Annotated in this window: 12 protein-coding genes; 7 read left to right on the top strand and 5 right to left on the bottom strand. The window is 63.9% G+C overall.

Going from position 1 to position 14,176, the window contains the following annotated elements; translation table 11 throughout:
• Positions 1–9 precede the first annotated feature (9 nt).
• Positions 10–1,506, bottom strand: coding sequence for a CoA-acylating methylmalonate-semialdehyde dehydrogenase (locus FFI89_RS14105; protein ID WP_138837469.1), 1,497 nt, complete (start codon positions 1,504–1,506; stop codon positions 10–12).
• 101 nt (positions 1,507–1,607) lie between these two features.
• Between FFI89_RS14105 and FFI89_RS14100 the strand changes: the two genes are divergently transcribed.
• Positions 1,608–2,534 (top strand): LysR family transcriptional regulator, encoded by a 927-nt coding sequence (locus FFI89_RS14100; RefSeq protein ID WP_138837467.1) that lies wholly within the window; start codon positions 1,608–1,610, stop codon positions 2,532–2,534.
• A gap of 175 nt (positions 2,535–2,709) precedes the next feature.
• Here the strand turns inward: FFI89_RS14100 and FFI89_RS14095 are convergent, their stop codons facing one another.
• Together FFI89_RS14095 and FFI89_RS14090 are read right to left on the bottom strand one after the other, a co-directional pair.
• A complete protein-coding gene (locus FFI89_RS14095) occupies positions 2,710–3,330 on the bottom strand; it encodes a TetR/AcrR family transcriptional regulator (RefSeq protein WP_138837465.1) in 621 nt (206 codons plus the stop codon).
• Between the two features lie 61 nt (positions 3,331–3,391).
• Entirely contained in the window at positions 3,392–3,931 is a 540-nt protein-coding gene (locus FFI89_RS14090) for a PaaI family thioesterase (RefSeq protein ID WP_138837463.1), read from the bottom strand.
• 141 nt (positions 3,932–4,072) lie between these two features.
• Between FFI89_RS14090 and FFI89_RS14085 the strand changes: the two genes are divergently transcribed.
• The 3 genes from FFI89_RS14085 to FFI89_RS14075 all read left to right on the top strand — a co-directional run bounded on the left by FFI89_RS14085 (position 4,073) and on the right by FFI89_RS14075 (position 7,795).
• Positions 4,073–4,843 carry an enoyl-CoA hydratase gene (locus tag FFI89_RS14085; RefSeq protein ID WP_138837461.1) on the top strand — a complete coding sequence of 257 codons (771 nt, stop codon included), beginning with the start codon at positions 4,073–4,075 and terminating at the stop codon, positions 4,841–4,843.
• Between the two features lie 243 nt (positions 4,844–5,086).
• Positions 5,087–6,283: an acetyl-CoA C-acyltransferase gene (locus FFI89_RS14080; RefSeq protein WP_138837459.1), complete on the top strand. Its 1,197-nt coding sequence runs from the start codon at positions 5,087–5,089 to the stop codon at positions 6,281–6,283.
• A 219-nt stretch (positions 6,284–6,502) separates the two neighbouring features.
• Entirely contained in the window at positions 6,503–7,795 is a 1,293-nt protein-coding gene (locus tag FFI89_RS14075; protein ID WP_138837457.1) for an MFS transporter, read from the top strand.
• A 100-nt stretch (positions 7,796–7,895) separates the two neighbouring features.
• On the opposite strand, the gene FFI89_RS14070 is transcribed toward FFI89_RS14075, so the two are convergent.
• Together FFI89_RS14070 and FFI89_RS14065 are read right to left on the bottom strand one after the other, a co-directional pair.
• Positions 7,896–9,455, bottom strand: coding sequence for an acyl-CoA carboxylase subunit beta (locus FFI89_RS14070; RefSeq protein WP_138837455.1), 1,560 nt, complete (start codon positions 9,453–9,455; stop codon positions 7,896–7,898).
• Positions 9,385–10,371 (bottom strand): IclR family transcriptional regulator, encoded by a 987-nt coding sequence (locus tag FFI89_RS14065; RefSeq protein WP_168212888.1) that lies wholly within the window; start codon positions 10,369–10,371, stop codon positions 9,385–9,387. The genes FFI89_RS14070 and FFI89_RS14065 overlap by 71 nt, the downstream gene beginning before the upstream one ends.
• A gap of 129 nt (positions 10,372–10,500) precedes the next feature.
• Here FFI89_RS14065 and FFI89_RS14060 point away from each other — a divergent pair, with 129 nt between their 5' ends.
• From FFI89_RS14060 to FFI89_RS14050, 3 genes are all read left to right on the top strand, one after another.
• Entirely contained in the window at positions 10,501–10,722 is a 222-nt protein-coding gene (locus FFI89_RS14060; RefSeq protein WP_138837451.1) for an acetyl-CoA carboxylase biotin carboxyl carrier protein subunit, read from the top strand.
• A gap of 155 nt (positions 10,723–10,877) precedes the next feature.
• The gene (locus tag FFI89_RS14055) at positions 10,878–12,044 is read left to right on the top strand and encodes a TAXI family TRAP transporter solute-binding subunit (RefSeq protein WP_138837449.1); all 1,167 of its coding nucleotides are present in this window, start codon (positions 10,878–10,880) and stop codon (positions 12,042–12,044) included.
• Between the two features lie 57 nt (positions 12,045–12,101).
• Positions 12,102–14,171, top strand: a complete 2,070-nt coding sequence (locus tag FFI89_RS14050; protein ID WP_371722487.1) for a TRAP transporter permease — start codon at positions 12,102–12,104, stop codon at positions 14,169–14,171.
• The last annotated feature ends 5 nt before the right edge of the window (positions 14,172–14,176 follow it).

Below are 14,176 nucleotides of genomic sequence, written 5' to 3'. Positions count from 1 at the left end.
TATGACGCGCTAGTTCATCGTCGGTATAGAGAACTCCGCGCCTTCCTTCACGCCCGACGGCCAGCGCGAGGTGATGGTCTTGGTCTTGGTGTAGAAGCGGATCGAATCCGGGCCGTGCTGGTTGAGATCGCCGAAGCCGGACTTCTTCCAGCCGCCGAAGGTGTAATACGCAATCGGCACCGGGATCGGCACGTTGATGCCGACCATGCCGACATTGACCTTGGCGGCGAAATCGCGCGCGGCATCGCCGTCGCGGGTGAAGATCGCAACGCCGTTGCCGTAGTCGTGGTCCGACGGCAGCGCCAGCGCCTCCTTGTAGTCGTGGGCGCGCACCACCGAGAGCACGGGCCCAAAGATCTCTTCCTTGTAGATCCGCATGTCCTTGGTGACGTTGTCGAACAGGCAGCCGCCCATGTAGAAGCCGTTTTCATAGCCCTGCATCTTGAAGCCGCGGCCGTCGACGGCGAGCGTAGCGCCTTCCTTGATGCCGATGTCGACGTAGTTCCTGACCCGGTTGAGCGCCTCCTTGGTCACCAGCGGGCCGTAATCGGCCGACGGATCGATCGAGGTGCCGATCTTCAGGCTCTCGACACGCGGGATCAGCTTTTCCATCAGCCGGTCGGCGGTGGTCTTGCCGACGGGCACCGCGACCGAGATCGCCATGCAGCGTTCGCCGGCCGAGCCATAGCCGGCGCCGATCAAGGCATCGACGGTCTGGTCCATGTCAGCGTCGGGCATAATGACGGCGTGGTTCTTGGCGCCGCCAAAACACTGCGCGCGCTTGCCGGTCGCGGCGGCGCGCTCGTAGATATATTGCGCGATCGGCGAGGAGCCGACGAAGCCGACCGCCTTGATATCGGGATCGTCGAGGATGGCGTCGACCGCTTCCTTGTCGCCATTGACGACGTTGAGAATGCCGGGCGGCAGGCCCGCCTCGATCATCAGCGCGGCCAGCATCATCGGCACGCCGGGATCGCGCTCGCTGGGCTTGAGAATGAACGCGTTGCCACAGGCAATCGCGGGCGCAAACTTCCACATCGGGATCATCGCCGGGAAATTGAACGGCGTGATGCCGGCGACGACGCCGAGGGGTTGCCGCATCGAATAGATGTCGATGCCGGGACCGGCGCCTTCGGTATATTCGCCCTTCATCAGGTGCGGAATGCCGCAGGCGAATTCGACCACCTCGAGGCCGCGCTGGATGTCGCCCTTGGCGTCGGGAACGGTCTTGCCGTGCTCACGCGCCAGGCAATCGGCGAGCTTGTCGTAGTCGCGCTGCGCGAGTTCGAGGAACTTCATCATGACGCGGGCGCGGCGCTGCGGGTTGGTGTTGGCCCACTCGACCTGCGCCGTCTTGGCGTTCTCGACCGCGGCGCGAAGCTCGGCCTTGGACGCCAGCGCCACCTTGGCCTGGACCTCGCCGGTCATCGGCTCGAAAACATCAGCCGTGCGGCCCGACGTGCCCTTAACCTCTTTGCCGCCGATGAAATGCCCGATGGAACGCATGAAAATCCTCCCTGGATTCCGGATTGGATCGCTTTGGGACCCTTTTTGACCTGCATTTCCTAGGATACAAGTCCGATAAATTGCACCATAGATGTGCGGAAATGCTGGATCAAGGCGGCAAGACCCAAGGCAATACCCTCGACTGGGACGACTTCCGTTTCGTGCTCGCTATCGTGCGCGGCGGATCGGTCTCGGCTGCCGCAAAACAGCTCGGCGTCGATCATGCCACAGTGATCCGGCGTGTCGACCGGTTGGAACGGCATCTGGGCGCAAAACTGTTTGATCGCCGCAAGACCGGCTATCTCCTGACTGAGGCCGGCCAGCGCGTCGCCGACAGTGCGGAGGCGATGGAATCGACCATTGTCGCCAACCAGGAGGCGGTCGGCGGCTCCCGCGCGCACCTGACCGGCACGGTCCGGATCGGCGCCCCCGACGGTTTTGGCAGTCATTTCCTGGCCTCGCGACTGGTGAAATTCACCGAGCGGTATCCCGATCTCGATCTTCAACTGGTCGCCACCGCGCGGCTGTTCAGCCTGTCGAAGCGCGAGGCCGATATCGCAATCAGCCTGACCATGCCGAAGGAAGGCCGCATCGTCGGGCGCAAGCTGCTCGACTACAGCCTCGGGCTCTATGCCGCCCCGGCCTATCTCGATCGCGCGCCCATCATCAAAAACCGTACCGACCTGCCCGGGCATCGTTTCGTCGGCTATATCGAGGAACTGCTGTTCACGCCCGAGCTGGATTACCTGCCGCAGGTCTCGCCGAAGATTTCCGCCAAATTCCGAAGCGCCAACCTGATCGCGCAGCTCAACGCCACCATCGCCGGCTTCGGCATCGCGGTGCTGCCGCATTTCATGGCGACGGCACATCCCAAATTGCGGCCGGTGCTGCCGGACGAGATCACGATCTCGCGCACGTTCTGGCTCTTGATGCACGCCGACAGCAAGGATCTGGCACGAATTCGTGCGGTCGCGGATTACATCTACGAGACGGTGGAAGGCGAGCGGGCGTTGTTCAGCGGGCGGTGAATGTCCACCCCGTCATTGCGAGCCAACGGGTCGCGCGAATGCGCGCCCGATGACAGGCTCCGCGAAGCAATCCATAGCCACAAAGAAAGACTGGATTGCTTCCGCCTTCGCTCGTTGAGCTACGGCGGACAGGTCGTCGCTTGCGCTCCTCGCAATGACGGAAAAACGCTACGGATCAATGCGTCTTCGCGCGGGCCTTTTTCGCCGCAGGCTTCGCGACCGCGGCCCGCTCCAGCACGGCTTCGCGCCCCGACGCCAGGATCTCGTCGGAGAACTCGCCGGTCCCGGCGATGCGCGACAGCACCAGCGTTCCCATCATGGTGGCCAGCGCCGCCATCGCCTGCTTGCGGGCGGTTTTGCGCGGCACGTCGAGGATCTGATCGGCCATCATGTCGATCATCTGTTCCAGCTTGCCGGCAAAGGCTTTTCGCGTCTTCGGGCTTTCGCGCGCGATCTCGGCGCCGAGCGTCGGCACCGCGCAGCCATGACCGGGGTCATCGCGATGAAGGGGCGTCAGATAGCTCTCGACGATGGTGGCAAGACGCTTCTCCGGCGGGGTCTGTTCGGCGACCTTGCGCCAGCGCTCGTTGGAGCGGTCCATCGCATAGGCAAAGGCCTCGATCACCAGCGCCTCGCGGGAATCGAAATGGGCGTAGAAGCCGCCATGGGTCAGGCCGGCCTCCTTCATCAGGTCGGCAACGCCGATGCCATGCGCGCCCTTTTCGCGAAGCCGCACCGAGGCCTTCTTCACGATCCGGGCGTGGGTCTCCTGCTTGTGCTCTTTCGAATAGCGCATCGGCCGTCCTATTGAATGTTTCCAGTCATATAATAGCAGTTGTGGGCCGAAAAAGCTGCATCTATTTCGCGTTTCCACCTGCTCCGATCATGGAAAAGGTCGCGGTTGCGTGCACCGCAAGATTCCCGGAACCGTCGCGGACAAAGCCCTCGGCGTAGCTGGTCTGGCGGCCGAGTTTGATCACCTTGCCTTCGGCCGAGATGGTGCCTGATCGTACCGACAGCGGTCGCAGATAGGTCAGCTTGAGGTCGAGCGTTACCGCGCCCTGCCCCGCCGGCAGCATGGTCGAGATCGCGCACCCCATGGCGGTATCGAGCAGCGCCGCCGCGGTCGCGCCGTGCAGCAGCCCGATGGTATTTTCGAGGCTCTCATGCGGCTCGAGTTCCATCACGATCCGCCCGGACTCGGCGACGCGAAGCCGGAAATCGATCAGCCGGGCCATCGGCGGCTCCGGCACCAGGCCGTCGCGGATCGCACGCATGGCGTCCAAACCCGACATCCCGGCTGCGGCCTTCGCCGCCGGTCCCGGCGCCTGCCAGTCGACCACGCGCTCGCGGCGCTTCTCGAGCGAGAACAGGTCGGCGGGTTGGGTCGCGGTCATGACGGCTCCTTTAAATGACGATCATAATATTACACGTGCGGCGACTACCTAGCAACACCGCCATCCCATCCACCCTTGACAAGCCGGCGCAATGTCCGGGAAGTGGCGGCAACCGTCCCAACAAGGCCCGAGAAAAATCAGATGGAAATGCTCAATCCCCATTGCGGCGTCGATCGCGACTCCAGAGGCGTCGTTCGCCTGACGATCTGCAACGCCGGCTCGCTCAACATTCTCTCCTCCGCGGTCACCAATGGGGTGCGCGAAGGGTTCGAGAAGCTCGCCAAGGACCCTGACATCCGTGCCGTGATCCTGGCCGGCCAGAGCGAAAAGAGCATGATCGGCGGCGCCGACATCAAGGAAATGGCAAAGCTCGACCAGAAGTCAGCGGAAGCCTTCATCACGCGGCTGCGCGACCTCTGCGAAGCCGTGCGCCAGTTTCCGGCGCCCGTGATCGCGCGCCTGCCCGGCTGGTGCCTCGGCGGCGGGCTGGAAGTCGCCGCCGCCTGCGATTTCCGGATCGCGGCGCACGATGCCATGTTCGGGATGCCGGAAGTACGCGTCGGCATCCCCTCGGTGATCCACGCCGCTTTGCTGCCGCGCCTGATCGGCTGGGGCCGCGCCCGCTGGCTGGTGATGACGGCGGAGAATATCGACGCACCGACCGCGCTCGCCTGGGGCCTGGTCGACGTCGTCGCCAAGCAAGGCGGCCTCGACGCCGCGGTCGAACACACGGTCAAGGCACTGCTCGAATGCGGCCCGCAAGCGCTGCGCTCGCAGAAGGCGCTGCTGCGGCAGTGGGAAGAGCTGCCGCTGACGGAATCCGTCAACCTGAGCGTCGGCGTGTTCGGGCAGTCCTATCTGACCGGCGAGCCGCAGCGGCTGATGCAGGGATTTCTGGACCGCAAACGGTAGGCGTAATGTCGTCATGCCCCGCCGCCGGGTCTCGCCTTTGGCGAGCCCGATGACAGGCTCCAGCGGGGCATCCAGTAACCGCCGGTGATTACTGGATCATCCGCTTTCGCGGATGATGACAAGTACAACTCGCTTCGCGAGCCTGCCCATCTCACAACAATTTACGGATCGTCCCGTTGCATTTTTTGCAGCGCATCATATGATGATCATAATCTAATTGTCCGCCTCCAAGGGAGATCAGCCATGACCGCAGCTTCCGATCCCGTCGTCATCCTTTCCGCCGCCCGCACGCCGCTGGGCCGCTTCATGGGCGACCTCGCGCCGCTCAGCGCCCACAAGCTCGGTTCCCACGTCATCGGCGCCGCGCTGGAGCGGGCCAAACTGCCGCCGGAGCGAATCGACGAGGTGTTCATGGGCAACGTGCTGCCGGCCGGACAGGGCCAGGCGCCGGCCCGCCAGGCGGCGCGTGGCGCCAAATTGCCGGATGCCACCGGCGCCACCACCATCAACAAGGTCTGCGGCTCCGGCATGAAGGCGACGATGCTGGCCCACGACATCATCAACGCGGGTTCGGCCGACATCGTGCTGTCGGGCGGCATGGAGAGCATGTCGAACGCGCCCTATCTGCTCGCCAAGGCCCGGTCGGGCTATCGCGCAGGACATGACCGTATCATCGACCACATGATGATGGACGGTCTGGAAGACGCCTATGAGACCGGCCGCTCGATGGGCGATTTCGGCGAGGCCACTGCGGAGGCTTATCAGTTCACCCGCGCGGACCAGGACGCCTACGCGATCGAAACGCTGACCCGGGCGCGCAAGGCGGTCGAGGGCGGCGCGTTCCGCGTCGAGATCGCACCGATCACGCTCGCCGAAAAAGCCGGACCGCGCATCGTCGCCAATGACGAGCATCCGCTGAAGGTCGATCCCGCCAAGATACCCGGATTGAAGGCAGCATTCCGCGCCAACGGCACGATCACGCCGGCGGCCTCCTCCGCCAACGCCGATGGCGCCGCGGCGCTCGTCCTGGCCAAGCGCTCGCTGGTCGATCGCGAGGGCCTGCCGGCATTGGCCGAAATCAAGGGCCACGCCACCCACAGCCAGGAGCCGCAGTGGTTCACGACCGCGCCGATCCCGGCGATTCGCAAGCTCTTGGACAAGGTCGGCTGGAGCGTCGGCGACGTCGACCTGTTCGAGATCAACGAGGCCTTTGCGGTGGTGGCGATGGCGGCGCAGCGCGACCTCGGCATTCCCAGGGAAAAGCTCAACGTCAATGGCGGCGCCTGTGCGCTTGGCCACCCCATCGGCGCCACCGGTGCCCGCCTGATCGTGACGCTGCTGCATGCGCTGGAAGCGCAGAACCTGAAACGCGGCGTCGCCGCACTTTGCATCGGCGGGGGCGAGGCTACGGCGATCGCGGTGGAGCGGATCATTCGCTGACGTCCGCCCTGCATGTCCTGAAACCTGCATGTCCGGAAATGAGGGAAGTTTGGCATTTCGGCCAAACCGATCTTGCGGCATGATGTACAGATCAGGCAAATCAGCAAGAATTACCAAGAAAATCCCAAGCAAATCTCGAAGATACCTTCCCGGAAAGCTGCCAAGAAACCGCCAAGACAACTTCCGGATAAAAACTTCCTGCGAACCCACTGAGGCTCAATGATCTCGAACTGGCTGTCAGCCGCCCTCGCCCGCCGCAATATCCATTACGGCTGGGCGATGGTGGCCGTGACCTTCCTCACCGCCCTGATCACCGCGGGCACCGTCGGCGCGCCCGGCGTGTTCATCGTGCCGCTGCAGAAGGAATTCGGCTGGACCACCGCGGAGATTTCCTCCGCGCTGTCGATCCGCTTCATCCTGTTCGGACTGATGGCCCCGTTCGCCGCGGCGCTGCTGAACCGCTACGGCCTTCGCAACGTCACCTTATCGGCCTTGCTGGTCGTGGTATCCGGCCTCATCGCATCGCTGGCCATGACCAAGGTTTGGCACCTGATGCTGCTGTGGGGCGTGGTAATCGGCATCGGTACCGGCATGACCGCTTTGGTGCTGGGCGCCACGATCGCCGCGCGCTGGTTTGTGGCGCGGCGTGGCCTTGTCGTCGGCATTCTCACCGCCAGCGTCGCGACCGGGCAACTGGCGTTCCTGCCGTTGCTGGCGACACTGACCGATCATTATGGCTGGCGGATCGCGCTGGGACTGGTCTGCGTGATGCTGGGCGTGGCCGCGTTCGCCGTGCTCATGATCATGCGCGACCGGCCGAGCGATCTCGGCCTGCGGCCGTTCGGCGACCAAGGCACCGAGCCGCTGCCGGCGCCGCCGCCCAACAACGCGCCGATCGTGGCGGCGGCACTCGGCACGCTGCGCGATGCTTCGAAGTCCAGTGTGTTCTGGGTGCTGTTTGCGACATTCTTCATCTGCGGCGCCAGCACCAACGGCCTGATCCAGGTGCACCTGATTCCGATGTGCCTCGATTACGGTATTCCGCAGGTGCAGGCGGCGAGCCTGCTCGCTGCAATGGGCATTTTCGATTTCTTCGGCACCATCGTCTCGGGCTGGCTGTCGGACCGCTACGACAACCGCTATCTGCTGTTCTGGTATTACGGGCTGCGCGGACTTTCGCTGCTGTTCCTGCCCTTCACCGATTTTTCGTTCTACGGACTGTCGGTGTTCGCGATGTTCTACGGGCTGGACTGGATTGCCACGGTGCCGCCGACGGTGCGGCTCACTGCGCAGCGGTTCGGGCCCGAACGCGCCAACCTGGTGTTCGGCTGGATCTTTGCGGGCCATCAGCTCGGTGCCGGCACCGCGGCCTTCGGCGCCGGGCTGTCGCGGACGTTGCTTGCGAGCTATCTGCCGGCGTTCTTCGTTGCCGGCGCACTCTGCATCGTCGCGGCGCTGCTGACGGTTACGATCTCGCGGCCGGTGCCGGCGCCGAAACCGGCGGCAGCGTGAGCGTATATAAACATGTCATTCCGGGATGGTCCGCAGGACCGGACCCGGAATCTCGAGATTCCGGGTTCGATGCTTCGCATCGCCCCGGAATGACGGTTGATTACGGCCTGATCGCCATGCTGGTCGAAGGTCCCGGCGTGCGGACCGGTTCGGCGAGCCGCGCGAATTCGCACAGCAGCGAGCGCGTCCTGCGGGGATCGATCACTTCCTCGACCCAGAATTTTTCAGCTGAGCGGAACGGCGAACGCAGCTTGTTGAGGCGATCCTCGATCTCCTTCAGCTTCACCGCCGGATCGTCCGCGGCGTCGATGTCGGCGCGATAGGCGGCCTCAATGCCGCCTTCCAGCGGCAGCGAGCCCCAATAGGCCGACGGCCAGGCATAGCGCATCGAATAGCGGTTGGCCGGTTGGTGCACGACGCCGGCGACGCCAAACGCGTTGCGCACGATGATGGTGCACCAGGGAACGGTGCTCTGGTTGACGGCGGCCATCGCGCGCACGCCGTGGCGAATGGTCGCCGACTTCTCGGCCTCGAGCCCGATCATGAAACCCGGGCAATCCATCAGATAGACCACCGGCAGATGGAAGGTCTCGGCGAAATCGACCCAGCGGATCACCTTGTCGCAGGCGTCTGCCGTCCACGAGCCGCCGTAATGAAAGGGATCGCTCGCCAGCAGCAGCACCGCGCGACCTTCCAGGCGCGCAAGCCCCGTGATTACCGGACGGCCGAAATTGGTATTCACCTCGAAGAACGAGCCCTTGTCGACGACCGCGTCGATGATCGGCCGCATCTTGTAGACCTGGCGGCGGTTGCGCGGCACCGCCTTCATCAGCGATTCTTCCGCACGTTCCGGATCGTCGCTGCAAGGCGTGGTCGGCGGCAGCTCGAAGACCGAGGACGGCAGATAGGACAGAAAGCGCCGGACGCGCTCGAACGCCTCCTCCTCGGTATCGACGGCATCGTCGACGCCGCCTGCGCGAGTCTGGATGTCGGCGCCGCCGAGTTCCTGTTTTGTCAGATCCTGACCCAGGCGCTTCACCACCGGCGGCCCGGCAACGAACATCGCGGAATTCCTGGTCATGATCGAGTAATGACTGGCCGCCAGCCGCGCGGCGCCGAGGCCTGCGACCGAACCGAGGCCAAGACCGACCACCGGCACACGCGCCATGTTCGCCGTCGTGAACCAGTACGCACGCGTGCCGCCGACCCCGCCCGGCAGATTGGCGGCCCCGCGGGTTTCGATGGTCTTCACCGAACCGCCGCCGCCGGAACCTTCGATCACGCGGATGATCGGCAGGCGAAAGTCATGCGCCATCTCCTCGGCCATCAGCGGCTTGGTCGAGATCGAGGCATCGGCCGAGCCGCCGCGCACGGTGAAATCGTCGCCGACCACCACCACGGTCCGGCCATCGATCTTGCCGCGGCCGAACACGCAATTTGCCGGCGTCAGATGCTTGAGTTCGTTGTTTTCGTCGTATTCGCCGATGCCGGCGACCGCACCGACCTCGTGGAAGCTTTTTTGATCGACCAGTTTGTCGATGCGCTCGCGAACGGTGAGCCGGCCCTGGTCATGCTGACGCTTGACCTTGTCAACGCCTCCCATCTCGCGCGCGAACGCTTCGCGCCGGGCGAGGTCGTCGAGTTCCGGCTTCCAGTTCATTCGTATCCTCCGTCCTGATGATTTTATTGTTATTGATTTTATTCGGGGTCGACACCGGAAGTGCTTTTCGTTCCAGCCGGCTCGAGAAGATGTCGCCGTCGGCGCCCTCCAGCAGGCCGCCGATCGCAGCTCCGAGTTCGCGCATCAACGGCGCCACTTCCCGGTGCAGCCGTTTCTCGTCGTACATCACGGACAGAAGGCCGATCGTCGCCACCACATAGGTCTGGTATTGCGGCGACCACACCGGGACCGCGACGCCGTTGATATGCGGACTCCAGAGCCCGCAGGCCACGACATAACCGTGTTCACGCAAATGCCGCCGGTTAGCCTCGATGCGCGGCTTCAGTATCTTGGCGCTTTCCGGGATCTCACGCTCCATCTCCGCGATCAGGGCATCGCCGACGTCGGTATCGAGCGCCGCGGTATAGGCATGGCCCGCCGCCGTGCTCGCCATCGCGATACGGCTGCCGGTGGTCTCGTGCAGGCCGAGCGCGTTCGCCGCGCGCGCGAATTCGAGATAGACCAGATGAAAGCGGTCGGGGATGACGAAGCCGACAGTGCCCGGCAATTGCTCGGCGACATCCTGCAGCCGCAGCCGGATCAGATTGCGAAGCTGCAACCCCTTCATCATCGAGGTGCTCATCGCCACCGCGCTCGGACCGATGCGGTATTTCTGATCGCGCGGCAGGTAGACCAGTTGCCCCATCCGCGTCAGCGTGTGCGTCAACCGCGACACCGTGGAGCGCGGCAGCCCGCAGCGATTGGAAATTTCGAGATTGCCGAGCCGGGCTTCGTGACCCTCGAAGCAGCGCAGGACATCGAAGGCCCGCGATACCACCTGAATCACATCGCCCTCGCCTGCGAGATCGCTGGCGAGCATTCCCTGTTTGCTAAGCCGTTCCGAGCGTCGTCCCATCGATGGCCTCATTCCGTCACGCGGAATAAAATTCCACTTGCAGATCAAGCTACCTCAGGCAATCTGCCGCCACAACAAAAAGCCGTTGGCGAAGATAATTTGTCCGTCAGACGGTCCCGGGAGATTGGAATGCCAGAGATCAAGATCGTCACCGAAGTGGCCGGCCGCGTATGCGCGCTTGCGGTCGAGAACGGCGCAAGCGTCGGTGACGGCGACGAGATTGCCTTCGTCGAAGCCATGAAGATGGAAATCCCGGTCACCTCGACCACAGCCGGTAAAATCAAGGCAATATTGGTCAAACTCGACGACGTCATCGCCGAAGGACAGGTCGTCGCGATCGTCGACGCCTAGATTTCATCCCCATACTTCCGATGCGCGACAATCTGTCCGGTGGCGGATCAGCCGCATTGCGGCTTTGAAGCCGTGCGGACGTTGTCATCGCTATCCTGCGATGAGATGATCCCGGCCATCAAAAGTTTCGTCTGACGAAACAATAAGGGGGAAACATGATCGGTCGGCTGATGAATCTCGCGCCTGCCGCGTTGGCAGGCATCTCGCTCGTGGCATCCGCCGCGGCGCTGGCCGACGACGTCAAGCTGCCGCCGACGATGGCAGTCACCGCCTATGACACCGGCACCGCCGGTTTCAACATCGCGGTCGGCGTCGGCAAGATGATGAAGGACAAGTATTCGACCGACGTTCGCGTGCTGCCCGCCGGCAACGACGTGGCGCGGCTGGCGCCGCTGCGGGCCAAGCGCGCGCTGATGTCGGCGATGGGATCGGGTACCTATTTCGCGCAGGAAGGCGTGTTCGAATTCGGCTCAAAAGAATGGGGCCCGCAGTCGCTGCAATTGCTGCTGTCCTCGGTCGATTGCAACACCGGCACGCTCGGCGTCGCTGCGGACGCCGGCGTCAAGGAGGTCAAGGATCTCCGCGGCAAGCGGGTCGGCTTCGTCGTCGGCTCGCCGGCGCTGAACCAGAACTCGCTGGCCATTCTCGCCTTCGCCGGCCTCAAGCAGGCCGACGTCAAGGTGGTCGAGTTCGCCAGCTACGGCGCGATGTGGAAGGGCCTGATCAACAACGACACCGACGCCGCCTTCGGCACCACCATCACCGGGCCCGCCAAGGAAGCCGAAACCTCGCCGCGCGGACTGGTGTGGCCACCGCTTCCCGCCAGCGACAAGGCCGGATGGGAACGGGTCAAGAAGGTCGGCTCCTTCTTCTTCCCGCAGGTGGCGACCTGTGGCGCCGGCATCTCTCCGGACAAGCCGATCGAGTCGGCGAACTACCCCTACCCGATCTTCATCACCTATGCCTCGCAGCCGGCCGATCAGGTCTACGCCATCACCAAGGCGATGATCGTCAACTACGATGCCTACAAGGACTCAGCCCCCGGCGCCGGCGGCCTTGCGGCCAACCGCCAGACCAAGAACTGGGTGGTCCCGGTGCATCCCGGCGCCGTGAAAGCGCTGAAGGAAGCCGGCCAATGGACCGCCGAGCAGGAAGCCCACAACAACGGCCTGTTGAAGCGCCAGGAGGTGCTGGCGGCGGCATGGGCCGAGTACGGCAAGGCCAGCCCGCCTTCGGACGACAAAGCGTTTCTCGACGGCTGGATGATCACGCGCGCGGCAGCCCTTGCCAAAGCCAATATGCCGAACGGCTTTGAACAATAACCGACGTTTTCGCTCGCGCGGAAACTCCAAGGCGAACCGCGCTTCTGTTGGAGGTAAATGATGTCTGCGTCCGATAGTGCGGCGGCTGCGCCGAAGCGAATCGAGTTCGAGGATCCGCACGCCGGCATCGGCAATCTGCAGGAAGCCGAAGTCACGCGGGTGCGAACCCTGCAGGGCGGTTGGCGCTGGGCGCTGGTGGTCGCGACCGCGGCCACCATCCTGCTCTGCATCAACCAGCAATTTTCGCTGCGGTTCTTCATCGACTATACCCAGCTCAACACCGAGTATTTCTATCTGCTGATCGCGCTGATGCTGCCCTTCACGTTCCTGATCTTTCCGGGAACCGAGACCGCGCCGCTCGACCGCATCCCCTGGTATGATCTGCTGCTGTTCGTCGCGACCTTCGCCGCCTCGATCTGGCTGATGCTCAACGTGCGCAAGGCCGCCCAGTTCGGCTGGGAATCCGACGGCGCGCCGCAGAACGTGATCGCCGCCGGCCTCGTGATGTGGTTCGTGCTGATGGAGGCGCTGCGCCGCACCGGCGGCTGGAGCCTGCTGTTGAGCGTGCTCCCCTTCACCGTCTATCCGCTGTTCGCCGAAGCAAGCTGGCTCGGACCGTTCCGGGGCTCGCAGCTCACGCTCGACCAGACCACCGCCTATCACGTGCTGTCGGGCGAAAGCCTGCTCGGCATTCCGATCCAGGCCTTCGCCGATACCGTGATCGGCTTCCTGGTGTTCGGCACCGCGCTGATGATGACCGGCGCCGGCAAGTTCTTCATCAACATCGCCTTCGCCATGTGCGGCACCTTCCGCGGCGGCGCGGCCAAAGTCTGCATCTTTGCCTCGGGCCTGCTCGGCATGATGTCCGGCTCGATTATTTCCAACGTGCTGACCGCGGGCACCATGACGATTCCTGTCATGAAGAAGAGCGGCTTTCGCGCCTCCTATGCCGGTGCCATCGAGGCCTGCGCATCGACCGGCGCGGTGCTGGCGCCGCCGGTGATGGGCGCGACTGCGTTCGTGATCGCGCAATTCCTCAATGTCAGCTATGCCGACGTCGCCATCGCCGCGATCATTCCGGCCGCGCTGTATTATGTCGGGCTGTTCATGCAGGTGGATTCCTATGCGGCACGCCATGGCCTGAAGGGCATTCCGCGCGCGGAGCTGCCGAAGATCTGGGACACGATCAAGGCCGGCTGGTACTACGTTTTCGTCATCGCCCTGCTGGTGGTGATGCTGCTCTACTTCAAGCGCGAGAGCCACGCGCCGTTCTATGCCACTGCGCTGCTGCTGGTGTTGAACCAGCTGTTCTCCAGGGATACCCGCTGGACGCCTTCGACCATCAGCAAGTTTCTCGAGGTCAACGGTCGCACGTTCGTCGAGCTGGTCGGCATCCTCGCCGGCTGCGGCCTCCTGATCGGCGCGTTCTCGATGACCGGCGTGGTCTCCAGCCTCGCTAACGATCTGCTGCGGATCGCCGGCGACAACGCCTTCCTGCTGCTCGGCATGTGCGCCTTCACCAGCCTCATTCTGGGGCTCGGGCTGACCACGACGGCCTGCTACATCTTCCTCGCCATCCTGGTGGCGCCGGCACTGGAGAAGCTCGGCCTCAACCGCATGGCCGTGCACATGTTCATCTTCTACTGGGGCATGCTGTCGTCGATCACGCCGCCGGTTGCGATCGCCTCCTTCGCCGCCGCCGGCATCGCCGGGTCGCCCGCGATGAAGACCGGATGGGAATCGATGTGGGTCGGCAGCATCATCTACTTCATCCCGTTCTTCTTCGTGTTGAACCCGGCTTTGGTGCTTCAGGGGGACAACCCCTATCTCGAAGGCCTCGGCCTGATGGGACTGGCCGCCTTCGGCACGCTGTTCATCTGCGGCGGCATCCAGGGCTATCAGGCCTTTGTCGGCGACCTCCGCGGCGCCGGCGCGCTGGAATGGCCGTTGCGCATATTGCTCGTGATCGGCGGCTTCGTAGTGGCGACGCCGGGCGGCGGTATCAATCCGCTGTCGCAGATCCAGGTTACGTCGCTTGGCCTAGGCATTCTCGTTCCTACCGTCGCGGTCGCGCTGCTGCTGATACGCCGCCAAAGTCTGGTGGGGAACCAGTTGCGCGTTCCGTGATTGCG

Origin of the sequence: Bradyrhizobium sp. KBS0727, from assembly GCF_005937885.2 — a bacterium.
Classification (GTDB): domain Bacteria; phylum Pseudomonadota; class Alphaproteobacteria; order Rhizobiales; family Xanthobacteraceae; genus Bradyrhizobium.
Note: the sequence above shows the minus strand (reverse complement) of the source record. Positions and strands in the feature narration are given on the sequence as shown.